The organism is Phenylobacterium sp. Root700, assembly GCF_001429025.1.
GTDB lineage: Bacteria > Pseudomonadota > Alphaproteobacteria > Caulobacterales > Caulobacteraceae > Phenylobacterium.
In genome coordinates this window covers 297,625-319,771 of record NZ_LMHT01000035.1, presented here as the reverse complement: position 1 = coordinate 319,771, position 22,147 = coordinate 297,625, and the positions used below count along the sequence as shown (strand labels likewise).

The 22,147-nt window shown below is 67.5% G+C and carries 25 protein-coding genes; 18 read left to right on the top strand and 7 right to left on the bottom strand.

The window, feature by feature from the left end; translation table 11 throughout:
• Nucleotides 1-53 precede the first annotated feature (53 nt).
• The gene (ilvD, locus tag ASE02_RS21240) at nucleotides 54-1,790 is read left to right on the top strand and encodes a dihydroxy-acid dehydratase (RefSeq protein WP_056737436.1); all 1,737 of its coding nucleotides are present in this window, start codon (nucleotides 54-56) and stop codon (nucleotides 1,788-1,790) included.
• Between the two features lie 4 nt (nucleotides 1,791-1,794).
• Nucleotides 1,795-2,478, top strand: coding sequence for an aspartate/glutamate racemase family protein (locus ASE02_RS21235; protein WP_056737164.1), 684 nt, complete (start codon nucleotides 1,795-1,797; stop codon nucleotides 2,476-2,478).
• Nucleotides 2,479-2,537: 59 nt separating this feature from the next.
• Here the strand turns inward: ASE02_RS21235 and ASE02_RS21230 are convergent, their stop codons facing one another.
• Nucleotides 2,538-3,158, bottom strand: a complete 621-nt coding sequence (locus tag ASE02_RS21230) for a hypothetical protein (RefSeq protein WP_056737162.1) — start codon at nucleotides 3,156-3,158, stop codon at nucleotides 2,538-2,540.
• Between the two features lie 151 nt (nucleotides 3,159-3,309).
• Here ASE02_RS21230 and ASE02_RS21225 point away from each other — a divergent pair, with 151 nt between their 5' ends.
• Nucleotides 3,310-3,732 carry a YidB family protein gene (locus ASE02_RS21225; RefSeq protein ID WP_056737160.1) on the top strand — a complete coding sequence of 141 codons (423 nt, stop codon included), beginning with the start codon at nucleotides 3,310-3,312 and terminating at the stop codon, nucleotides 3,730-3,732.
• On the opposite strand, the gene ASE02_RS21220 is transcribed toward ASE02_RS21225, so the two are convergent.
• The 4 genes from ASE02_RS21220 to xth form a co-directional block, all read right to left on the bottom strand.
• On the bottom strand, nucleotides 3,729-4,325 hold the full coding sequence (locus tag ASE02_RS21220) for a DUF4126 domain-containing protein (protein WP_056737158.1): 597 nt from the start codon (nucleotides 4,323-4,325) through the stop codon (nucleotides 3,729-3,731). The genes ASE02_RS21225 and ASE02_RS21220 overlap by 4 nt on opposite strands.
• A 64-nt stretch (nucleotides 4,326-4,389) precedes the next feature.
• The gene (locus ASE02_RS21215; RefSeq protein ID WP_056737156.1) at nucleotides 4,390-5,193 is read right to left on the bottom strand and encodes a DUF2145 domain-containing protein; all 804 of its coding nucleotides are present in this window, start codon (nucleotides 5,191-5,193) and stop codon (nucleotides 4,390-4,392) included.
• A complete protein-coding gene (locus ASE02_RS21210) occupies nucleotides 5,190-5,549 on the bottom strand; it encodes a hypothetical protein (RefSeq protein ID WP_056737154.1) in 360 nt (119 codons plus the stop codon). Before ASE02_RS21210 ends, ASE02_RS21215 begins: the two co-directional genes overlap by 4 nt.
• 79 nt (nucleotides 5,550-5,628) lie before the next feature.
• Nucleotides 5,629-6,408 carry an exodeoxyribonuclease III gene (gene xth, locus ASE02_RS21205; RefSeq protein WP_056737152.1) on the bottom strand — a complete coding sequence of 260 codons (780 nt, stop codon included), beginning with the start codon at nucleotides 6,406-6,408 and terminating at the stop codon, nucleotides 5,629-5,631.
• Between the two features lie 130 nt (nucleotides 6,409-6,538).
• Between xth and ASE02_RS21200 the strand changes: the two genes are divergently transcribed.
• Nucleotides 6,539-7,510 carry an SH3 domain-containing protein gene (locus ASE02_RS21200; protein WP_056737150.1) on the top strand — a complete coding sequence of 324 codons (972 nt, stop codon included), beginning with the start codon at nucleotides 6,539-6,541 and terminating at the stop codon, nucleotides 7,508-7,510.
• A gap of 48 nt (nucleotides 7,511-7,558) precedes the next feature.
• Here the strand turns inward: ASE02_RS21200 and erpA are convergent, their stop codons facing one another.
• Complete coding sequence (erpA, locus tag ASE02_RS21195) at nucleotides 7,559-7,891, bottom strand: iron-sulfur cluster insertion protein ErpA (RefSeq protein ID WP_056737149.1); 333 nt, start codon at nucleotides 7,889-7,891, stop codon at nucleotides 7,559-7,561.
• A 78-nt stretch (nucleotides 7,892-7,969) separates the two neighbouring features.
• On the opposite strand from erpA, the gene ASE02_RS21190 reads away from it, so the two are divergent.
• The 12 genes from ASE02_RS21190 to ASE02_RS21135 all read left to right on the top strand — a co-directional run bounded on the left by ASE02_RS21190 (nucleotide 7,970) and on the right by ASE02_RS21135 (nucleotide 19,178).
• Nucleotides 7,970-9,142, top strand: coding sequence for a deoxyguanosinetriphosphate triphosphohydrolase (locus ASE02_RS21190; protein WP_056737147.1), 1,173 nt, complete (start codon nucleotides 7,970-7,972; stop codon nucleotides 9,140-9,142).
• A 96-nt stretch (nucleotides 9,143-9,238) separates the two neighbouring features.
• Nucleotides 9,239-10,075 (top strand): SPOR domain-containing protein, encoded by an 837-nt coding sequence (locus ASE02_RS21185; RefSeq protein ID WP_056737145.1) that lies wholly within the window; start codon nucleotides 9,239-9,241, stop codon nucleotides 10,073-10,075.
• Nucleotides 10,076-11,098, top strand: coding sequence for a beta-N-acetylhexosaminidase (gene nagZ / locus ASE02_RS21180; protein ID WP_056737138.1), 1,023 nt, complete (start codon nucleotides 10,076-10,078; stop codon nucleotides 11,096-11,098). It begins immediately after the preceding gene.
• Entirely contained in the window at nucleotides 11,095-11,898 is an 804-nt protein-coding gene (locus ASE02_RS21175) for a ScpA family protein (protein WP_056737435.1), read from the top strand. Before nagZ ends, ASE02_RS21175 begins: the two co-directional genes overlap by 4 nt.
• The gene (gene scpB / locus ASE02_RS21170) at nucleotides 11,895-12,542 is read left to right on the top strand and encodes an SMC-Scp complex subunit ScpB (protein WP_056737136.1); all 648 of its coding nucleotides are present in this window, start codon (nucleotides 11,895-11,897) and stop codon (nucleotides 12,540-12,542) included. Before ASE02_RS21175 ends, scpB begins: the two co-directional genes overlap by 4 nt.
• A gap of 99 nt (nucleotides 12,543-12,641) precedes the next feature.
• Nucleotides 12,642-12,854 carry a twin-arginine translocase TatA/TatE family subunit gene (locus tag ASE02_RS21165; protein WP_056737134.1) on the top strand — a complete coding sequence of 71 codons (213 nt, stop codon included), beginning with the start codon at nucleotides 12,642-12,644 and terminating at the stop codon, nucleotides 12,852-12,854.
• Between the two features lie 75 nt (nucleotides 12,855-12,929).
• Nucleotides 12,930-13,466, top strand: coding sequence for a Sec-independent protein translocase protein TatB (tatB, locus tag ASE02_RS23435; RefSeq protein WP_056737132.1), 537 nt, complete (start codon nucleotides 12,930-12,932; stop codon nucleotides 13,464-13,466).
• Nucleotides 13,463-14,401 (top strand): twin-arginine translocase subunit TatC, encoded by a 939-nt coding sequence (gene tatC, locus ASE02_RS21155; RefSeq protein WP_056737130.1) that lies wholly within the window; start codon nucleotides 13,463-13,465, stop codon nucleotides 14,399-14,401. Before tatB ends, tatC begins: the two co-directional genes overlap by 4 nt.
• 82 nt (nucleotides 14,402-14,483) lie before the next feature.
• Nucleotides 14,484-15,815, top strand: coding sequence for a serine--tRNA ligase (serS, locus tag ASE02_RS21150; RefSeq protein WP_056737128.1), 1,332 nt, complete (start codon nucleotides 14,484-14,486; stop codon nucleotides 15,813-15,815).
• A complete protein-coding gene (surE, locus tag ASE02_RS21145; RefSeq protein WP_056737126.1) occupies nucleotides 15,812-16,591 on the top strand; it encodes a 5'/3'-nucleotidase SurE in 780 nt (259 codons plus the stop codon). Before serS ends, surE begins: the two co-directional genes overlap by 4 nt.
• Before the next feature lie 8 nt (nucleotides 16,592-16,599).
• A complete protein-coding gene (locus ASE02_RS21140) occupies nucleotides 16,600-17,271 on the top strand; it encodes a protein-L-isoaspartate(D-aspartate) O-methyltransferase (protein WP_056737124.1) in 672 nt (223 codons plus the stop codon).
• Nucleotides 17,272-17,366: 95 nt separating this feature from the next.
• Nucleotides 17,367-19,178, top strand: coding sequence for a LysM peptidoglycan-binding domain-containing protein (locus ASE02_RS21135; protein WP_082602261.1), 1,812 nt, complete (start codon nucleotides 17,367-17,369; stop codon nucleotides 19,176-19,178).
• A 46-nt stretch (nucleotides 19,179-19,224) separates the two neighbouring features.
• Here ASE02_RS21135 and ASE02_RS21130 read toward each other — a convergent pair whose 3' ends face one another.
• Nucleotides 19,225-20,064 carry an ATP-binding protein gene (locus tag ASE02_RS21130; protein ID WP_056737120.1) on the bottom strand — a complete coding sequence of 280 codons (840 nt, stop codon included), beginning with the start codon at nucleotides 20,062-20,064 and terminating at the stop codon, nucleotides 19,225-19,227.
• A 117-nt stretch (nucleotides 20,065-20,181) separates the two neighbouring features.
• Between ASE02_RS21130 and yajC the strand changes: the two genes are divergently transcribed.
• Both yajC and secD read left to right on the top strand, forming a co-directional pair.
• A complete protein-coding gene (gene yajC, locus ASE02_RS21125; protein ID WP_082602260.1) occupies nucleotides 20,182-20,529 on the top strand; it encodes a preprotein translocase subunit YajC in 348 nt (115 codons plus the stop codon).
• A 15-nt stretch (nucleotides 20,530-20,544) separates the two neighbouring features.
• A complete protein-coding gene (gene secD / locus ASE02_RS21120; RefSeq protein ID WP_056737119.1) occupies nucleotides 20,545-22,146 on the top strand; it encodes a protein translocase subunit SecD in 1,602 nt (533 codons plus the stop codon).
• Nucleotide 22,147: the final 1 nt, after the last annotated feature.

The following is a 22,147-nucleotide window of genomic DNA, read 5'->3' as shown; positions in this document are numbered from 1 at the left end:
CGCCCATGGGCATGACCGATAGGCAGGACGCTTCTTCATTGGAAGGCGCGATCATGACCCGGAAGCCAGACGGAACCTGGGATAAGTCCAACCTTCCCAGCCGCCACGTGACGGAGGGACCGGCGCGCTCGCCGCACCGGTCCTACTACTACGCCATGGGGCTCGGCAGCCGCGAGATCGCCCAGCCGTTCGTCGGCGTGGCGTCGTGCTGGAACGAGGCCGCGCCCTGCAACACCGCCCTGATGCGCCAGGCGCACGCGGTCAGCGAGGGGGTCAAGAAGGCCGGCGCCACCCCGCGCGAGTTCTGCACCATCACCGTCACCGACGGCATCGCCATGGGCCACGAGGGCATGCGCTCATCGCTGGTCAGCCGCGACCTGATCGCCGACAGCGTCGAACTGACCATGCGCGGCCACGGCTATGACGCTCTGGTCGGTCTGGCCGGCTGCGACAAGAGCCTGCCGGGCATGATGATGGCCATGTTGCGGCTGAACGTGCCCAGCGTGTTCCTCTACGGCGGCTCGATCCTGCCTGGCCAATGGCAGGGCAGGGACGTGACCGTGGTCGACGTGTTCGAAGGCGTGGGCATGCACTCGGCTGGCAAGATGAGCCTGGAGGACCTGTGCTCACTGGAGCAGCACGCCTGTCCGTCGGACGGCGCCTGCGGCGGCCAGTTCACCGCCAACACCATGGCCTGCGTGTCCGAAGCCATCGGTCTGGCCCTGCCGCTCTCGGCTTCGCTGCCTGCGCCCTACCTGACCCGTGACGCCTACGCCGTGGCCTCGGGCGAGACGGTGGTGCGGTTGATCGCCGAACAACTGCGTCCGCGCGACATCGTCACCCGCAAGTCGTTCGAGAACGCCGCCGTGGTGGTCGCGGCCACCGGCGGCTCCACCAATGGCGGCCTGCATCTGCCGGCCATGGCCCACGAGTGCGGCATTGAGTTTACTCTGCGCGACTTCGCCGAGATCGCCGCCCGCACCCCCTATATCGCCGACCTGAAGCCCGGCGGCCGCTTCGTGGCCAAGGACATGGGCGAGGCCGGCGGCATGCCGATGCTGCTGAAGACCCTGCTGGAAGGCGGCTACATTCACGGCGACTGCATGACCGTGACCGGCAAGACGATCGCGCAGAACCTGAAGGACGTGAAGTGGCGCGACGACCAGGTGGTGATCCGCCCGGTCTCCAACCCGCTGTCGCCCACCGGCGGCGTGGTCGGCCTGTGGGGCTCGCTCGCCCCTGACGGCGCCATCGTCAAGGTGGCGGGCATGGAGAGCCATCGCAGCCATCGCGGCCCGGCGCGGGTGTTCGACGGCGAACAGGCCTGTTTCGACGCGGTCGAGGCCGGCGACTACCAGGACGGCGAGGTCCTGGTGATCCGCTATGAAGGCGCCCGGGGCGGTCCGGGCATGCGCGAAATGCTCTCAACCACGGCGGCGATCTCGGGCCAGGGGCGCGGCGACAAGGTGGCCCTGGTCACTGATGGTCGGTTCTCGGGCGGGACGCGCGGCCTGTGCATCGGGCACGTCGGTCCCGAGGCCCAGATGGGCGGCCCCATCGCGCTGGTGCAGGACGGCGACATCATCGCCATCGACGCTGACGCCGGGACCATCGACCTGGAAGTCGAGCCTGCCGAGCTGGCGCGCCGCAAGGCTGAGTGGGCGCCGCGCAAGACCAACTACAACTCCGGCGCGCTCTGGAAGTACGCCCAGATCGTGGGCCCGGCCCACCTGGGCGCCTTGACCCATCCGGGCGCGGCGGAGGAAACCCACATCTACGCGGATCTCTAGGATCATGCGCACGGTCGGACTGCTCGGCGGCATGAGCGCCGAGAGCACCACGCTCTACTACCAGGCCATGAACCGCATGGTGCGCGAGCGGTTGGGCGGGCTGCACTCGATGCAACTGCTCATGTGGTCGGTGGACTTCGCGCCCATCGCCCAGATGCAGGCCGATGGCGACTGGCAGGCGGCGGGTGAGGTTCTCGCCCAGGCGGCGGCCCGGCTGGAAGGCGCGGGCGCCCAGGCGATCATGATCGGCGCCAACACCATGCACCTGGTCGCCGATCAGGTGCAGGCGGCGGTCAGCGTGCCGCTGATCCACATCGCCGACGCCACGGCGGGCGCCGTGAAGGCGGCAGGTTGTTCCCGGCCGTTGTTGCTGGCGACGCGGTTCACCATGGAAAAGCCGTTCTACCGCGACCGGCTCAGCGCCCAGGGCGTCGAGGCGATGATCCCGGGCGAGGCTGACCGCGAGCGGCTGCACGCCATCATCTATGACGAGCTGTGCCAGGGCGTGGTCACGCAGGCCTCCAAGGCCGAGGTCCTGGCCATGATCGCCAAGACGGGCGAGGCCGATTGCGTGATCTTCGGCTGCACTGAGGTCGGGCTGCTGCTGTCGCCGGCCGACCTGGCCCTTCCGGTGATCGACACCGCCCTGGTCCATGCGCAGGCCGGCGTGGACTTCGCGCTCGGCTAGAGTTTGTTTTTACGCATTTTCTTCACGCGAACCGGCATCCACTTCGCTCGAAAATGCTCTCAGAACCGCTCGTCCTGGTCCAGATAGAACGGCGGCTCGTCGTCCGGTTCGGCCGGGTCCTCAGCGGCCGCCGGCCGAGTGAGGGTGTGGGGCGCGATCGGCCGGCGCAGAACGGCCTCGGCGCGCGCCAGCCAGCGGTTGGCTTCCTGCACCGCGTCGCTGGGCGAGGACGTGCGTCGACGGGTCTCATCGCCCGCCAGCCAAAGGTCCAGGTCGAAGTCCGGGTGGTGCGGGTCGTCGAAGACCAGGCGCAGGGTGACGCGCGCGGCATGCTCGACGCCGTGGTCCAACGGTTTGCGGGGTTCGCCGCGATGGACGCGCGCCAGGATCTGGCCGTCGACGATCAACTCGGCGCCGACCAGTTCGTCGATGCGGTAAGGCAGCAGCCAGCCGCCGGAATCCCAGGCCACCGCCATGGCCCCGGTCGAGAAATTGAACCCCGCGCCGCGGCCGCGTCCGGGCGCCAGGATGACCGCCTCCGGCGCGCCTTTCAGCACGCGTTTCAAGGCGCGGCGGATACGCCGTTCCTCGTCCATCAGCCAGATGGCCGCGCTGCCCAGGACGGTTACCCCGATCCCGGCGAGCGCAAGCAGCAGCAGGAGCCTGGGCCATTCATTCATGACACGAGGCTAGCGCTGTTCGGGGTTGTGGAGAAGACACAGGGCGAGCCTGGGAACGAGACGCAGCGATTGAACTGTCACGCACTTGGTGTCTTCTTGTGCTCGGCGCCTCGGGGGCGGGCTTTCAACAGACGAGCTTCAGGAGCGTAAGATGGGTCTACTCGACAGTATTCTCGGCGGCGGCGAAGGCGGCGGCGGTTCCCCGATCGGGGCGATCACCGATCTCCTGGGCGGTCAGGAAGGCGGCATCGGCGGCCTGATGAGCGCCTTTGAACAGGGCGGCCTCGGCGAAGTGGCGAAGTCCTGGGTCGCGAGCGGGGCGAACCTGCCGATCTCCGCCGATCAGATTCAATCTGTGCTGTCGTCCGGCATGGTGGCCGATTTCGCCGCCAAGCTCGGCGTCGATCCGCAGCAGGCGGCCGGCACTCTGGCGCAACTGCTGCCCCAGGTGATCGATCACCTGACGCCGGACGGACAGGTTCCGGCCGCCGGCCAGGGCGGCCTCGCCGGCGCGCTCGGCGGTCTGGGTGGGCTCGGCGGCATCGCCGACATCCTGGGCAAGCTTAAGGGCTAGGATTCGCTCTGCCACCATCGCCTGAGCTTGGTCAGGATACGCCAGCTCAGGACGATGAGGCCGATGGCGCAGGCGAGCAGCACCAGCGCTACGACGATGGCGATCGCCGGCTGACTGAGCGCAAGCCACAGTCCGCCGGCGGTGACCACGTCCTCGACCGTGCTCACCGCGATATTGCTGATCGGTTCAGGGCTGGTGTTGACCGCCGCCCGGGCGCTGGCCTTGGCTCCATGGCTGAGCAGGGCCGCGCCGCCGCCCAACAGGAAGACGATCACCTGCCAGGCCGGATCGTGGGCGTCCACGACCGCCAGAGCCAGCAGGGCGCCGCCCAGCGGGCGGATGAAGGTGTGGGCGCCGTCCCAGAGACTGTCGAACCACATGACCTTGTCGGCCACCAGCTCGGCGATGGCGGCCAGGCCCGCGACCCCGATCACCCAGGGATTGGCGAGCGCATCCAGGGTTTGGATCTGTTGGGGCAATTCCAGCAGGCCGAACCGCATGGCCAGCCCGGCGGCGGCGACGCAGGCATAGAGCCGCCAACCCGCCAGGAAGCTGAGGCTCGCGGCCACCCCGACCATCTCGACTGCGCCCATCCGCCGATCTCCCAGCAGCCTCGTTCGGTCAAGCTAACGTCGTTCTACCGGAAGGAGAAGCGCCTCAAGGTTGGTAGTTGAAGATGTAGGCGTCCTGCAGGAGCTTGTTTTCCCGCATGAAAACCGCCATCGACTCGTAGGTGGCGGTGCGGATCACGGCGTCCTGGTCGTCGGTGCGCAGCCGCTGGTCGGCGATGGGGCCGAAGAACCGAACCAGTCCGTTGGCCTTGACCACGGTCGGCTTGTAGTGGGCCTTCAGGTTCGCCGTGATCTGGTTAGGATTGTCGGTGTTCCAGACGCCCGCGGCGATCACGTTCAGCATGAAGTTGTTGCAGTTCTGGTACTTGCGCGCCCACGGGTTGGCGACCAGCGAGTACTCCGGATTATGGACCTTCTGGTAGGTCGGGCTGTCGATCACCGCCAGGATGCGCCGCTGCATCTCCGGGCTGGGCACGATCACGGCCATGTCGTTGACCGTCGAGCCGCGCGTGAAGTCGAGCGGGAAGTCCTGGACCAGCCGACTCTCGATCTTCGACCAGGCTTTGCCGTCGCCGGCATAGAGATTGTAGACCGCATAGCCCTTCTGGGACTTGCCGTCGGCGGTCTGGATGTCGCGATAGACCCAGAAGGCCCCGTGCGTATAGGCGATGCCCTCAGGCAGCTGATCGCGCATGCGGCCGGCGCGGAAGACGATCGCCACTCGGGCGCCGCGTTGCGCCAGGTCGCGCTCGACCTGTTTGGAGAAGGCCGCCGCCTGCGGTGCGGTGAAGTGCGGGACGATGGCGCGGGCCGAGGAGTCCTGCGCGGTGGCGGGCAGGGCGGTCCCCACGATCATCAAGGCGGCCAGGGCGGCGGCGAAACGGTTCATCGGGCGGCGGGCTTGGCGACGTCGAAGGGCACGGCTGGCGCTGGATCGGGCGAGACGACCACCTTGTCGTCGATCTTCAGCGGGCCGGAGGCGAAGCCGGCGCTGTCGCCGGCCGCTTCCGACAGGCCAGCGCCCGCGCCGACGAGGGCCGATCCGCCCACGACCGAACCGGCGCCAACGACGCTGGCCGGCACGGCGGCGATCCCGATGACGGTTTGAACCCCCGACGCGGCGAGATGGGTGGCGACTTCCGATGAGGCGCCGCCAGCCGCCGAGGCGTTGGCGACGCTGTCCTGGGCGAGGGCAGGGCCGGCGACGAGCGCCAGGCCTATGGGAACAAACATCAGAGCGCGCATGGGACCACCTTTCGGTTGAGAAGCGTCGCCATAGCCATAGGCCCGGCGCGGCTGAACCGGAAATGAACCTTGCGGGACCCTAGAGGTCGAGTTCGATCACCAGCGGAACGTGGTCGGAGGGCTTTTCCCAGCCGCGAACGTCCTTGTGGATCACGCAGGCGCGCAGCAGGTCGGCGGCCTGGGGCGAGAGCAGGGCGTGGTCGATGCGGATGCCGTTGTTCCGCTGCCAGGCGCCGGCCTGATAGTCCCAGAAGGTGTAGCTCTCGGGGGCGCCGTCCACGGCCATGAAGGCTTCGGTCAGGCCCAGCCATTTCAGGGCGCGGAACGCCTCGCGGGTCTGCGGCTGGAAGAGCGCGTCGCCGACCCAGTTCTCCGGATGGGCCGCGTCGCGGGGCTCGGGGATCACATTGTAGTCGCCGACCAGGGCCAGCGGCTCCTCATAGGCCAGCAGGTCGCGGGCGTGGGCGTTCAGCCGCGCCATCCAGTTCAGCTTGTAGGGAAACTTCTCGGTGTCGACCGGATTGCCGTTCGGCAGATAGATCGAGGCGACCCGCACCGGCGTCGGCCCGCTGATCACCGCCTCCAGGTAACGCGCCTGTTCGTCGCTGTCGTCGCCGGGCAAGCCTTTGCGCACGTCCTCCAGCGGCGTTTTCGAGAGGATCGCGACGCCGTTGTAGGACTTCTGGCCGTGGACGGCGACGTTGTAGCCCAGCCGCTCGAAGGCCTCGGCGGGGAACTTCTCGTCGACGCACTTGATCTCTTGCAGGCAGGCGACATCCGGCGCGGCCTCCTCGAACCAGCGCAGTACGGTCTCCAACCGCGCGTTCACAGAGTTAACGTTCCAGGTGGCGATACGCATCGATGGCTCCAGCTTGCGGCCCGGACGCTAGTGGCCCGGCGGCGCGGGCTCAAGCCCTGCGAACAAACGTGACCTCGTGGCCAGGATGGTCTAGCTAACTGCGACCAATTGTCGTTGCACGAGGATAATCATGTCGCGGATTTCAAAGCTCGCCCTGGTCGGCGCGGCGATGATGACGGTGGCGCCGAACGGGGCTTTTGCGCAGGGCCGCCCGGCCCAGGCGACGAACGCCCAGAAGATGCAAGCCAACGCCATGGCCGATGTGCCGCGCTGCACGCGCAAGCTCGGCACGCTGTCGATCACCAACGGTGACGACCCCCGTGGCTGGAACCAATACAATCTGGCGCCGCCGGCCAAGCTGCTGCGCTCGATCGTGCAGAAGTCGGGTTGCTTCAACCTGGTGGACCGGGGCGCGGGCCTGAACGCGGCCGTCACCGAGCGTGACATCGGCGCGGGGCTGGGCATGCAGCGCGGCTCCAATGTCGGTCAGGGCCAGGTCAAGGCGGCGGACTATGTGCTGGTCGCCGAAGTCCAGGCTGCGAACGGCAACGCCGGCGGCTCGGCCCTGGCGGGGATCGCCGGCGGTCTGATCGGCGGCACGGCTGGCGGCCTGATCGGCGGAATCAAGACCCGCAAGCTGGAAGCCAACACGGTGCTGTCGCTGACCAATGTGCGCACCACCGAGACCATCGCGGTCACCGACGGCTACGCCGTGAAGAACGATATCGGCTGGGGCGCGGGCGGCGGGGCCGGCGGCTTCGGCGGCTTTGGCGGCGCAGTCGGCGGCGGTTACGAAGACACCGACACGGGCCGCATCGTGACCCTGGCCTTCGTCCAGGCCTATTCGAAGATGGTCAACGAGCTCGGCCTGGTGTCGAATCAAGGCCCGGCCGCCCAGGCCGCGCCCTCGAAGACCTTCACCGCGACCGCGCCGGTCAACATGCGCCGCACCGCCGACGCCAAGGGCGCCCTGGTCCGCACGCTGCAGCCGGGCTCCATCGTCTATCCGACCGGCCAGAAGAACGGCCTGTGGTGGGAAGTTTCCGACGAGAACGACAATGTGGGCTGGGTGCTGAACACCAAGCTCGAACCGTCGCGCTGATTGAATAGGGCGGAAGTCCCCTCGGGGGCTTCCGCCTTTCTTCCGATCCTAGATCGAGAAGCTCACGCCGCAGCCGCAGCTGGACTTGGCGTTGGGGTTGCGGATCTTGAACTCCGCGCCGGCCAGTTCGTCGACATAGTCGATTTCCGAGCCTTTCAGCATCACCAGCGACATCTCGTCCACCAGGGCCGCGACGCCGTCGCGCTCGATTCGCAGGTCGTCGGGCTGGGCCTGGTCGACCAGGTCGAGCTGATACTGGAACCCTGAGCAGCCGCCGCCCTCCACCGCGATTCGCAGCATGATTGGCTTGCCCTCGGCTTGGCCGAGAGCCTGCAGCCGTTGAGCGGCTGCGGAAGACAGGGTGAGATCGGTCGTAGTCATACTGTGGAAAACCTCTGCCTGGACTATATGAGTTCGACAGGCCCTTCGTCCAAGGGGGCATCATTACACAGAGATCACATGATCCCTCCGCCTCGCGCGCCCTATGCCGAAGATTCTTCCCTCTCGCTGGGGCGCAAGGTCGCTGAAGCCGAGAGCCGCACGCGCACGCCGTTCGCCCGCGACCGGGACCGGATCATCCACGCCACGGCCTTCCGACGGTTGAAAGAGAAGACCCAGGTCTTCGTCGCCCACGAAGGCGATCACTTCCGCACCCGCCTGACCCACTCGCTGGAAGTGGCGCAGGTGGCGCGTTCGTTGGCGACGGCGCTTGGCCTTGAAGCCGACCTCGCCGAGACCATCGCCCTGGCCCATGACCTGGGTCATCCGCCGTTCGGGCACGCCGGCGAGGACGAACTTCAGATCCAGATGGAGCCCTTCGGCGGCTTCGATCACAACGTGCAGACCTTCCGGGTCGTCACCAAGCTGGAGCGTCGCTATCCGCGCTGGGAAGGCCTGAACCTCACCTGGGAAACCCTGGAAGGGGTGATCAAGCACAACGGCCCGGTGAACGAGAAGCTCGATCGCCCGTCATGGAAGGCCATCTCCGAGTTCGACAAGGAATACGATCTCGGGCTCTCCACCTGGGCTTCGGCCGAGGCTCAGGTCGCCGCCCTGGCCGACGACATCGCCTACAACAACCATGACGTGGACGACGGCGTTCAGGCCGGCCTGTTCCGGCTGGAGGAGCTGCTGGACGTGCCGCTGATCGGTCCGATCCTGGCCAGCGTCTACAAGGACTATCCCGACCTCGACCCGGTGATCACGCGGCTAGAGGCGGTTCGGCGCATGATCGGCGCCATGGTCGACGACGTTCTGGCCGAGACCCATCGTCGCGCCCTGGCCTCGAAAGTCGGCTCGGCCGAGGACGTGCGCAATCTCGACCACGCCCTGGTGGCCTTCTCGCGCGAGATGGTCGAGGACCTGTCGCGTCTGCGCGAATTCCTGATGAACCGGATGTACCGCCACTGGCGGGTCAATCGCACGCGCAGCCAGGCCCGCCGCATTCTCGCCGAGATGTTCCAGTTGTTCATGGCCGAACCAGACGTCCTGCCGACGGAGTGGTTCGCCCGGTCGCAAAATCGCGACCAAGCCGGCCGGGCCAGGGTGGTGTGCGACTACATCGCCGGCATGACCGATCGGTTCGCCATCGAAGAGCATCGGAAACTTTTCCACCTCGACGTCTGGAATTAGACGTCGACTGGGTACGTCGCCCGGTTCCCTTCGCTAGAATTGTCAAAACACCGCGCGCGATTCGCGCCGCGGCTCGATTCCTTATCGGAGCCACCGATGTCCGACCCCGATCGCGGCGCTTACACGCCCCCGACCGACGCGCCCCTGTCCTTCGACGCGCGCCAGCCGGTGCGCGGCGGTGGCCCAGCGCCCGTCATGCTGATCCTCAGCGCCATCGTGTTGATCGCCCTGGTGATCGCCATTGTGCTGTTCTACCGCTCCGGAGTCCGTGAAGCGGGCCAGCCGCCGTTGACCGTCGGCGCGCCGGTGACCGAGATGAAGGGCGCGGCGCCCGCCGAGGCCCAGCCCGTCGACCCGGCCGAAGGTCTGCAGATCTATCAATCCGAGCAGGGCGAAGCCGCCCCGGCCTCGCCAAACTTCACCGCGCCCCCGGAAACGCCGCAGGCCCGTCCCGCGCCCGTGACCGTGCAGCCGCCGCCGAAGGCCGCGCCGACCGCTCCGGTCGCCTCGGCTCCGATCGTCGCCCTGCCGGCCGCTCCGACGGCGTCCACGGGCCTCAAGCCCGCGGTTCCGCCGCCGCCGCCCGCCGCCGTCCCGGTGACCAAGATCGTGCCGCCGCCGAAGGCCGCGACGCCCGCGCCGAAATCGATCGACGCCGCCCTGAACCCGACGCCCGCGCCCAAGGCGAGCGGCGGCGCCGCCGCCGTGCAGATCGGCGCCTTCTCCTCGCAAGCCCTGGCCGACAAGGGCTGGAACGACGCCGCCCGCATCGCGCCCGGCGCGGCGGCCGGCAAGGGCAAGCGCGTCGAGGCGATCCAGAAGGACGGCTCGACCCTCTACCGCACCCAGGTCACCGGCTTCGCCAGCCGCGCCGACGCCAGCGCCTTCTGCAATCAGCTGAAGGCCGCCGGCAAAAGCTGCTTCGTGAAGTAGATGACCAGCGCCTCGATCCTCGGCTGCGCCGGCCTGACCCTCTCGGCTGAGGAAGAGGCCTTCTTCCGCGACGTCCAGCCTTGGGGGTTCATCCTCTTCAAGCGCAACGTCGAGACTCCGGACCAGGTACGCCGGCTGGTCGACCAGCTGCGCGCCACGGTCGACCGGGCCGACGCGCCGGTGCTGATCGACCAGGAAGGCGGCCGGGTTCAACGCTTGGGCCCGCCGCACTGGCGCAGGTATCCGCCGGGCCGCGCCTATGGCGAGCTGTCGGCCAACGATCCGCTGCTGCGCCGTGAAGTGACCCGGCTGGGCGCGCGCCTGCTGGCCCATGACCTCGCGGTCCTGGGCATCAATGTCGACTGCGTGCCGGTGCTGGACGTGCCGGTCGAGGGCGCCCACGACGTGATCGGCGACCGCGCCTACGCCAAGACCCCCGAGGGCGTCGCCCTGCTGGGCCGCGCGGCCTGCGAGGGGATGATCGCCGGCGGCGTGCTGCCGGTCATCAAGCACATTCCCGGCCACGGCCGGGCCATGGCCGACAGTCACCTGGACCTGCCGGTGGTGGACACCAGCTATGATGAGCTGGACGCCTGGGACTTCGCGCCGTTCCGAGTGCTGTCGGACATGCCGATGGCGATGACCGCCCACGTCGTCTACACGGCTATCGACCCCAAGCGCCCGGCCACGACATCGAAGAAGGCCATGCGCGAGGTCATTCGCGGCGCCATCGGCTTCGACGGCCTGGTGATGAGCGACGATCTTTCCATGAAGGCCCTGGGCGGCGAGTTCGCCGATCGCGCTCGGCTGTCGCTGGCGGCGGGCTGCGACGTGGTCCTGCACTGCAATGGCGACATGGCCGAGATGAAGGCGGTGATCGCCGGAACCAAGGCGCTGTCGGGCCAGGCCGCGCGCCGCGCCAAGGCGGCGCTGGGGCGGATCGCCAAGGTTCCCGAGCCGTTCGATGTCGATGAGGCCCGCGCCCGGTTCGACGCGGCGTTCGAAGGGAAATGGGCGGCTTGAGCACCTTCCAGCCAACTCTCGATTTCGAGGCCGCCAACACCGCGGCCGAAGATGGCGAAGCCCTCGTCATCGATATCGACGGCTACGAAGGTCCGCTCCACGTCCTGCTGGCCCTGGCGCGCAGCCAGAAGGTCGATCTGCTCAAGCTCTCGGTGACCAAGCTCGCCGAGCAGTATCTCGCCTTCGTCCAGCAGGCGCGCCGCGTCCGCTTCTCGCTGGCGGCCGACTATCTGGTGATGGCGGCCTGGCTGGCCTACCTAAAGTCCCGCCTGCTGCTGCCCAAGCCCGAACGGCCCAAGGCCGAAGAGCCGCCGGCCGAGGAAATGGCCGCCCAACTCGCCTTCCGCCTGGCCAAGCTCGACGCCATGCGCGGCGCGGCCGACGCCCTAAGGGATGGCCCGCAACTTGGCCGCGACGTCTTCGTTCGCGGCGATCCCGAAGCGATCAAGGTGATCCCGTCGACCCGGCTGGAGGGCGACCTCTACGGCCTGATGAGCGCCTATATCGACCAACGCCGCAAGGAACAGGGCCGCCACTACACCCCGCGTGCGCCCCAGGCCTATCCGCTGGAGGACGCGCGCGATCGCCTGCGCCACATGCTGCCCGATCTTGGCCGCTGGACGCCGCTGGCCGGCATCGCGCCGCTGAAACCGCCGGGGGAGGGGCCAAGCCAGGCCTCCTATGTCGCCTCGACCCTGTCGGCCAGCCTTGAGCTGGTGAAGGAGGGCGCGCTCGAAGCGCGCCAACTCGAAGCCTTCGCCGACGTCTATCTGCGGGCTCGCGCTGAGGTGCGGGCGTGACGCAGGCCGCTGAACGCCAGGTCGAGGCGCTGCTGTTCGCCGCGGCCGGTCCGCTCAGTCTTGAGGACCTGGCCAAGCGGCTGCCGGCTGGCGCCGACGTCAAAGCCGCCCTGGCCGCGCTGCAGACCACCTATGCCGGCCGCGGGATCGAGCTGGCCTGCATCGGCGGGCGCTGGCGTTTCCAGACCGCCGAGGATCTCGCCTTCCTGATGACCGAGGAGCGGGAGGAGCCAAGACGCCTGTCGAAGGCGGCCCAGGAAACCCTGGCCATCATCGCCTACCACCAACCGGTGACACGGGCCGAGATCGAGTCCGTGCGGGGGGTGCAGGCCAGCCGCGGGACCCTGGACGTGCTGTTGGAGCTCGGCCTGGTGCGGATGCGTGGGCGCCGCCGCACGCCGGGCCGTCCGGTCACCTACGGCACCACTGACGCCTTCCTGGAACACTATGGCCTGGCGAATCTCGGGGATCTGCCGGGGGCGGCCGACATGAAGGCCGCGGGTCTGCTCAGCCTCGATTTGCCGGCGGATTTCTCCGTGCCGAACCCGCTCGGCTTGGGAATGCTGGAAGAAGATCCACTGGAAGAGGGCGAGGCGCCGGAATTTCACACAGACTTCCTGGGCGAAGACGATCCGGGACGTTAGGACACGTTGGCGCTTTGCCGCGCGAACGACTATATTCGGTAGCGAACAGGGGCGGGCGTGCGGTCGAGGTCGACCGCCGACGTTAGGGAGTTTGGCCTTATGGGCTCATTTTCGATTTGGCATTGGCTGATTGTTCTCGTGGTTGTGGCGCTGATGTTCGGCGGCCGCGGTAAACTGTCGGGCATCATGGGCGACGCCGCCAAGGGCATCCGCGCCTTCAAGGACGGCCTGAAGGACGACACCGACACCGTCGCCGACACCTCCAAGCCGCTGCCCAAGACCGAGCGCGAAAAAGACGAAGCTCGCGGCTGATCTAGCCGTTTTCCCTAAGGTTTCGCCCGCGCCGATCACTGTCGGCGCGGGCTCTTACGTCTAGGCTATCCCTGAATGCTTCCCGAGGTCGGCGGCCTTGAACTTCTGGTCATCGCTGCGGTCGCGCTGATCGTCGTAGGTCCCAAGGATCTACCGGTGATGTTGCGTAAACTTGGCCAGTTCACGGCCAAGCTGCGGGGCATGGCCAACGAATTCCGCGCCAGTTTCGATGAAATGGCCCGCCAGTCGGAGCTCGATGAGCTGCGCAAGGAGGTCGAGGCCATGCGCCGCGGCAATATCGCCGAGAGCGCGGCCATGGACGCCTCCAAGGCCCAGGTCGACCAGGTGTTCAAGGAAATTGGCGACAGCCTGGAGGGCACGAACGTTCAGTTCCACCCGCCGATGAGCCATCAGTACGAGAGCTCGGTCGAAGCCGCGCCCATCGTCGAAGAGGCCAAGCCCCGCGCCCGGCGCGCGCCCAAGCCGAAAACCGACGCGCCGGCGGCCAAGGCCCCCGCCAAGGCCAAGGCGCCTGCCGCCAAGCCGAAGACCGCGACCAAAGCGCCGGCCAAGACCGCCGCCAAAACCGCCAAGGCCGGAGCCAAGGCGTGAGCGAGCCCCACGATTACGACGACGCCGAGATCGAGGCGTCCCGCGCCCCGTTGCTGGACCACCTTGTCGAGCTGCGCTCGCGGCTGATCATCTGCGTGCTGGCCATGGCGATCGGGTTCGCCATCTGCTTCGCCTTCTCCAAGCAGATCTACATTTTCCTGCTGCATCCCTTCGCGATCGCCGCGCAGCTGCTGGCCGTCGAGAACGCCAATCACGCCCAGCCGGCGCAGGGCGTGGACGTCCTCAAGTTCCTGAGCGGCACGCGCGATCTGTTCCTGGCGCTGGTCGGCATCAAGGAGGTCCCGGCCGCGCCGAACGCCGACAAGCTGAACCTGGTGTTCACCGCGCCGCTGGAGTTCTTCTTCACCAAGCTAAAGCTGGCGGGCTTCGGGGCCGTGGTCCTGACCTTCCCGGTGCTGGCCTGGCAGGTCTACGGGTTCGTGGCGCCTGGCCTCTATAAGCGCGAGCGCAACGCCTTCGTGCCGTTCCTGCTGGCGTCGCCGACCCTGTTCCTGATGGGCGCGGCGCTGGTCTACTATGTGATCTTGCCGTTCGTGCTGTGGTTCTCGCTGTCGCAACAGATCGTCGACGCCCAGGTGTCGGTGCAACTGCTGCCCAAGGTCTCGGACTATCTCAGCCTCGTCACCACTCTGCTGCTGGCCTTTGGCCTGTGCTTCCAATTGCCGGTGGTCCTGACCCTGCTGGGCATGGCGGGCATCGTGTCGTCCAAGGCCCTGGCCTCTGGCCGCCGCTACGCCATCGTCGGCGTGTTCGTGGTCGCCGCTGTGGTGACCCCGCCCGATCCGATCAGCCAGACCATGCTCGCCGTGCCGATCATCCTGCTCTACGAGATCTCGATCTTGTGCGTGAAGCTGATCGAGAAGCGCCGTCGCCTCGAAGACGAGGAAGCGGGCAGGGACATCGTTCCGATCTAGGGCAAAGCGGGCGCCTCTGGGGTTGGCCCGCTAACCAACGCGCTCTAGAGAAGTCGCCTCACTCTCTCCTGGCGGCAGAACCATGCACGACATCCGAGCCATTCGCGAAACCCCTGAGCTTTATGAGAAAGCCTGGGCTGCGAAGGGCAAGTCAGGCGCGGCCGCCGAGGCGATCGCCCTGGACGCCAAGCTGCGCGCCGCCAAGCTGGCGCTGGAAACCGCGCAGAGCCGCCGCAACGAAGCCTCCAAGCTGATCGGCCAAGCCAAGGCCAAGAAGGACGAAGCCGAGGCTCAGCGCCTGATGGCCGAGGTCGAGGCCGTGAAGGTCACCCTGTCCGAGCAGGCCGAGGTCGAACGCGCGACGGCGGTCGAACTGCAGACCCTGCTGGCCGCGTTGCCGAACCTGCCGTTCGCCGACGTACCGCCTGGCGACGACGAGAACGGCAATGTCGAGGTCCGCCGTTGGGGCGAGCCCAACACCATCGCCAATCCCAAGGATCACGTCGATCTGGGCGAGGCGATGGGCCTGATGGACTTCGAGGCCGCCGCCCGGATGAGCGGTTCGCGTTTCGTGGTGCTGAAGGGACAGCTGGCTCGGCTGGAGCGGGCGCTTGGCCTGTTCATGCTGGACATGCAGACCCGCGAGCATGGCTACACGGAAGTCTCGCCGCCCCTGCTGGTGCGCACCGAGGCGATGTACGGCACCGGGCAGCTCCCGAAATTCTCCGACGATCAGTTTGTGGCCTTCCCGGGCCTGGAAAACGCACGGCCGGTCGACGCCCAGGCGCTGGAGAGCGCGCCGGAGATCCGTTGGCTGATCCCCACCGCCGAGGTTTCGCTGACCAATCTCGTGCGCGAGCAGATCACCGCCGAGGAAGATCTGCCGATGCGCCTGACCGCGCTGACACCCAGCTTCCGCGCCGAGGCGGGCGCTTCAGGCCGCGACACCCGGGGCATGATCCGCCAGCACCAATTCTACAAGGTCGAGCTGGTCTCGATCACCGCGCCAGAAGAATCCGAGGCCGAGCACGAGCGGATGGTCGGCTGCGCCGAGGCGGTGCTGCAGGCCCTGCAACTGCCCTACCGGACCATGCTGCTCTGCACCGGCGACATGGGCTTTGGTGCGCGCAAGACCTACGACCTCGAGGTTTGGCTGCCGTCGGAAGGCCGCTATCGCGAAATCAGCTCGATCTCCAACTGCGGGGATTTCCAGGCTCGGCGCATGGACGCCCGGACCAAGAAAACCGGCGAGAAGGGCACGCGCTTCGTCCACACCCTGAACGGCTCGGGCCTGGCTGTCGGCCGGACTCTGGTGGCGGTGATGGAGAACTATCAGGACGAGCAGGGCCGCATCGCCATTCCGCAGGCGCTGCATCCCTATCTGCCCGGCCTCACGCACATTGGTGGCGAATGAGAATTCTGCTGACCAACGACGACGGCATTCATGCCGAGGGCCTGGTCGCCCTTGAGAACATCGCGCGCGCGCTGACCGACGACGTCTGGATCTGCGCGCCTGAGTACGAGCAATCGGGCGCCAGTCGCGCCCTGACCCTGTCCGATCCGATCCGGGTGCGTCGCCTGGACGAGCGCCGCTTCGCCACCACCGGCACGCCGACCGACTGCGTGATGCTGGCGGTGACCGAGCTGATGGGCGGGCTGAAACCCGACCTGGTGCTGTCGGGCGTCAATCGCGGGGCGAACCTGGCCGAGGACGTGACCATGTCCGGAACCGTCGCCGGGGCCATCGAGGGCATGGCCTTGGGCATTCCGTCCATCGCCTTGTCGCAATCAAGTTGGCCGGCGGTGGCCGATCAGCAGATGTATGCGCCGTCCGAGCATTTCGGTCCGGGGATCGTGCAACGGCTCATGGAGCTGGGTTGGCCGAAGGATGTGGTGATGAACGTCAACTTCCCGGCGGCCCTCGTCGACCAGATCACCGAGGTCGAGGTGACCCGCCAGACCTTCCGTGACATCAATGTGCGCCACGCCGAGAAGCGGACCGACCTGCGAAATCGCGAGTACTACTGGATGGGCTACCGCGCCGAGCGGTCGGAGCCGGCCGACGGCACCGACCTGCGAGCCATCTATGACGGTAAGATTTCCGTCACCCCCTTGCATATCGACCTGACTCACGCCGAAACCGTTCATCGCCTGAAGGGCGTGCTCGGGGGCACGCCTCCGACGGCTTGAGGCGACCTATGGCCAAACACGAGAGCGATCACGACGGCGATGAGGCAAGCGTCCAGCTTGCGCGCCTGGTGCTGTCGCTGCGCTCTCAGGGCGTCAGCAATCCGCGGGTCCTGGCGGCCATCGAATCGACGCCGCGCGAGCTGTTCACCCCCGATCTGTTCAAGGACCGCGCCTTCGAGGATTCGGCCCTGCCGATCGCTTGCGGCCAGACCATCAGCCAGCCCTATATCGTCGGCCTGATGAGCCAGGCCCTGGAGGTCGAGCCGCGCTCGCGGGTGCTGGAGATCGGCACCGGCTCCGGCTACCAGACCACGATCCTCTCCAAGCTCTCGCGGCTGGTCTACACCGTCGAACGCTATCGGACCCTGCTGGGCGAGGCTGAGGCCCGCTTCAAGCAGCTTGGTCTCACCAATGTGATCACCCGTTTCGGCGATGGCGGGCTCGGATGGCCCGAGCAGGCGCCTTTTGACCGCATTCTGGTCACAGCCGCGGCGCCGGATGAGCCCAAGGCCCTGCTTGCACAACTGAAACCGAAGGGTGTGCTGGTCGCGCCGATCGGCAAGGGGCCGGTGCAGAGCCTCAAACGCTATACGGGCGATGGGGCGGGGGGCTTCCGAATTGAGGTCATGACCGACGTCCGCTTCGTCCCCTTGCTCGACGGCGTCGCCAAGGAGCTGTGAGCTAAAGACTTATTGGGTTGGCTTCGGCGTCGGCTGTAACCCATCATTAACCCTGACGCCTCGACTGATTCCGATCCAATCTCACCGGAGCGGCGATGACGCTTTCCCTTACGCGTACGGCTTTGTTTCTTCTTGCAGGTACGGCTCTGACCGCCTGCACCACCGTGGAGCCGGTGCGCCCGAATTTCCCCACCCGGCCAAATCCAGCGCCCAGCCAGCCGCTGCCTGTCCCGCCGCCGGTGGTTCGGCAGGACGAGCCGCCGATGCAGCCGCGGCCGATTCCGCCGGTGGAAAGCTCGCAGCTGCCGTCGATCACGCCCTCACGCCCCGTGCCGCCGCCTGTGCGCCCCGCGCCGCAGCCGCCCGCCATGGTGACCCAGACGGTCACCAAGACGACCGTGGCCGGCAAGGTGGTCGACACCGCCGGTCCGGCCAAGGATTACACGGTCAAGCCGGGCGACAACCTGGACGCCATCGCCCGGACGCTGGGGACCACGCGCAAGCAGATCTCCGACGACAACGACCTGAAGCCGCCCTACGCCCTGCGTCCCGGCCAGGTGTTGAAGGGGCCGCGCTCGACCCCGGCCAAGGCCTATGTGGTGGGGCAGGGCGACACCCTGTTCGCCATCGCCCGCCGCTTCAGCGTCTCGGCCGCCGCGATCGCCGAGGCCAACGACCGCGACGTCGAGGCTCCGCTCTCGACCGGCCAGCGCCTGACCCTGCCGGAAGGCTTCAAGGACAAGGGGCCGACTGTCGTGCGGACCCAGGTCTCCGTGCCCGCCCGTGACAATGGCCCGACCCCGTCGGTCACGCCGACCTATCCTGAACCGGCCCGTCCGGCGGAGCGTCCGCGCCCGGCTCCTCCGGTGGTCGACGACGAGCCGGCGACCACGGTCCGCACCCGCGTCACCGGCAAGGTCATTGAGACCGCCGGTCCGCCCAAGACCTACAAGGTCAAGAGCGGCGACAACCTCGACGCCATCGCCCGTTCGCTCGACACCACCCGCAAGGACCTGGCCGACGACAACAAGCTGAAGTCGCCCTATGCGCTGCAGCCGGGGCAGGTGCTGAAAGGCCCTGAGACCAAGGTGAAGGCCTATGTGGCGGGGCAAGGCGACACCCAGGCGCTGATCGCCAAGCGCTTCGGAGTCACCCAACGCGCCCTGGCCGAGGCCAACGGCGTCAAGATCGGCGCGCCGGTCCGCGCTGGACGCCAGGTGATCCTGCCATCCGGCTATCGTGACCGTGGCCCGATCCGCGAGGAGGTGGCCGCGCCGCGTCCCAAGCCCGCGCCGCCGCCGACGCCGCCTGCGCCGTACAACCCGCCGGCGACGACACCCTACAACCCGCCGCCCTATAACCCCCCGCCGGTCGCTCAGCCTCCGGTGATCACGCCGCCGCCGCCGGTGGTTCGCCCGACGCCCGCGCCGGTCGTCCGGCCGACGACGCCTTCGACGCCGGCTCCGCCGACCTCAGGCAGCCCGACGGACGCCCAGATCTCCAGCTTCGGACGTGGCCGCTTCATCTGGCCGCTGCGGGGCGACGTGGTCTCCGATTTCGGTCCGAAGGGCACTGGCCAGCGCAATGACGGTCTCAACATCCGCACCAGCGCCGGCGAACCCGTCCGGGCCGCCGCAGCGGGCGATGTCGTCTATGCCGGCGACCAGGTCCCGGGCTTTGGCAATCTGGTGCTGATCAAGCATGCCGACGGCTGGGTGACGGCCTACGGCCACCTGTCCCGCGTCGATGTGAAGATGCAGCAGAAGATCACCCAGGGGCAGCAGATCGGCCAGGCCGGCTCCACCGGCGGCGTCACCGAGCCGCAGCTGCACTTCGAGGTCCGCTATGCGCCGACCCCGCAGGACCGCGCACGCCCGATCGACCCGAAGCTGGTTCTGCCGAAATAAGGCTGCCTTCAGATGCTCCCCCAGAAGGGGGAGCATCGTCATTTCCCTACAGAGGCAGCGTCTTGCCCTGTTCGCCCGCCAGGTCGCGGATGAACTGATAGGCGACGCGGCCCGAGCGCGATCCGCGCAGCTGCGCCCATTGCAGGGCGCGACGTTCCAGGTCCGGATCGGCCAGGCCGAACTGCTCGGCATAGGCGCTGACCGCCGCCAGATAGGTCGGCTGGTCCATCGGCGGGAAACCCACCCATAGGCCGAAGCGGTCGGAGACGCTGACCTCTTCCTCGGCGTCCTCGGCCGTGGCGATCAGGCCGCGGTCTTCGGTGTTGCTGCGCGGCATCAGGTGGCGGCGGTTGGAGGTGGCCACGAACAGCACATTGGCCGGCGGGCCGGACACGCCGCCCTCCAGGGCTGATTTCAACGCCTTGGCGGCCGAGGCGCCCTCTTCGAAGGACAGGTCGTCGCACAGCACCACGAACCGTTCCGACCGGGCGCGCAGCACGTCGAACAGGGCCGGCAGCGCGGTGACCTGATCGCGGTCGACCTCGACCAGCTTCAGATCCTTGGCCAGTTTCGCCTGTTCCATGAACGCGGCCTTGGCCAGCGAGCTCTTGCCGGTGCCGCGCACGCCCCACAGCAGGGCGTGGTTGCTGGGCAGGCCGCGGGCGAAGCGCTCCAGGTTCTCCAGGAACCGGCTTTTCTGGCGGTCGACGCCGACCAGCGAGTCGAGGGGCAGGGGGTAATCGGGCGCAGGATGGAAGGCCCCGGTCACGGGATCGTGGCGGAACAGCAGGGCGCCTTCGAAGCTCGGCGGGACTTTCGGCGGCGGCGCAAGGCGCTCCAAGGCGTCGGCGATGCGGGCGAGAACGGGTTTCAGCGTGTCATCCATGGCTGGGCTGCTTAACTGCATGGTGGTTCCATTGCAAAATGAAGGCGTAGCGCATAGCTTCCGCCGACCTGAAAACCGGCGCGCAGTCTGCGCCCGACCAAGAGCTTCCGGAGCGCCATGTTCGCCACCCCCGCCTTCGCCCAGACCGCCGGAGCCGCCGCTGGCGGACCTCAGGAGATGCTGATCCAGTTTCTGCCGCTGGTTGGTCTCGTGGTTCTGTTCTACTTCCTGATGATCCGCCCGCAGCAGCGCCGCATGAAGCTGCATCAGCAGATGATCACCAATCTGAAGCGCAACGACACCGTCGTCCTGAACTCGGGCGTCATCGGCAAGGTCGTCCGCGTCGAGGACAAGGAAGTCGGGCTCGAAATCGCCCAGGGCGTCACCGTCAAAGTGGTCAAGGGCATGATCTCGGAGGTCCGCGTTCGCGGCGAACCGGCGCCCGCCAACGATTCCAAGGCCTAAAGGCTCGACCCTCACATGATGAATCTCTCGCGCTGGAAGGTCGCCGCGGTCGTCCTGTCGGTGATCTTCGGCGTGCTGTTCACCCTTCCGAACGTCCTGCCGCAGTCCGTCCGTGACAGTCTGCCGGCGTTCCTTCCGAAGCAGACGCTGAACCTGGGTCTCGACCTTCAGGGGGGCTCGCAGCTCCTGCTGGAGGTGGACACCGACGCCCTGCGCGCCGAACGCCTGACGAATCTCGTCGAGGACGTGCGCACCCAGCTGCGCGAGGCGAACATTCCGTTCGCCGAGCTTCGCCAGGTCAATGGCGAGGTAACGGTCCTGATCAATGATCCGGCCCAGGTGAACACCGCCGTCAATAAGCTCCGGACCTCGGTCGGCGCGGCTCTGGCCGGCGTCCCCGGCGGCCGCGACGTGGCGATCAGCTCGACGGGGGGCGGCCGGATCCGTCTGGCCTTCGTGCCCGAGGCGCTCAACGCCGAAGCCGCCAAGGCCGTCGATCAATCGATTGAAATCATTCGCCGCCGCATCGACGAACTCGGCACCCGCGAACCGACCATCGTCCGTCAGGGCGTGAACCGGATTCTCGTCCAGGCGCCGGGCGAAAGCGATCCCGAACGGCTGCGCGCCGTCATCGGCCAGACCGCCAAGCTGACCTTCCAGATGGTCGACGACAGCGTGACGCCCGAAGAGGCCGCGGCCGGCCGTATTCCGCCGGGTTCGGAGGCTCTGCCCAGCGCCGACGGGTCCGTCGGCAGTTATCTTGTGAAGAAGCGGGCCTTGGTCACCGGTGAAATGCTCACCGACGCCCAGCAAGCCTTCGAGCCGCAGACCGGTCAGCCGGTCGTCTCGTTCCGCTTCAATAGCCAGGGCGCGCGCCGGTTCGGCGACGCCACGGCCCAGAATCTGGGCAAGCGCTTCGCCATCGTCCTCGACGGCAAGGTGATTTCGGCTCCGGTCATCCAGAGCGCCATCACCGGCGGGTCTGGCCAGATCAGCGGCAGCTTTACGCCGCAGAGCGCCAACGAACTGGCGATCCTGCTGCGGGCGGGCGCCCTGCCTGCGCCGCTGAACGTCGAGCAACAATCGACCGTCGGCGCCGAGCTGGGGGCTGACTCGATCCGGGCCGGGGTGATCTCGCTGGCGATCGGCGGGGTGGCCATCATCGTCTTCATCGTTCTGGCCTACGGGCTGTTCGGCGTGTTCGCGGCCATCGCCCTGATCGTCAACGTTCTGATGATCCTGGGGATCATGTCGTTCACCCAGGCGACCCTGACCTTCCCAGGTATCGCCGGTCTGATCCTGACATTAGCCGTGGCGGTCGACGCCAACGTGCTGATCTACGAGCGGATACGGGACGAAGCCCATGCTGGACGAACGCCGATGTCGGCGCTGGAGCACGGCTATTCCCGCGCCCTGGTCTCGATTCTCGACGCCAACATCACCAGCGCCATCTCGGCCCTGATCATGTTCCAGTTCGGCTCGGGCGCCATTCGTGGTTTCGCATGGACCCTGCTGATCGGGGTGATCACCTCGGTGTTCACGGCCGTCATCATTACTCAGGTGCTCATCGGTTTCTGGTTCCGCGCCAAGAAGCCGAAAGAGCTGCCGATCGTTTAAG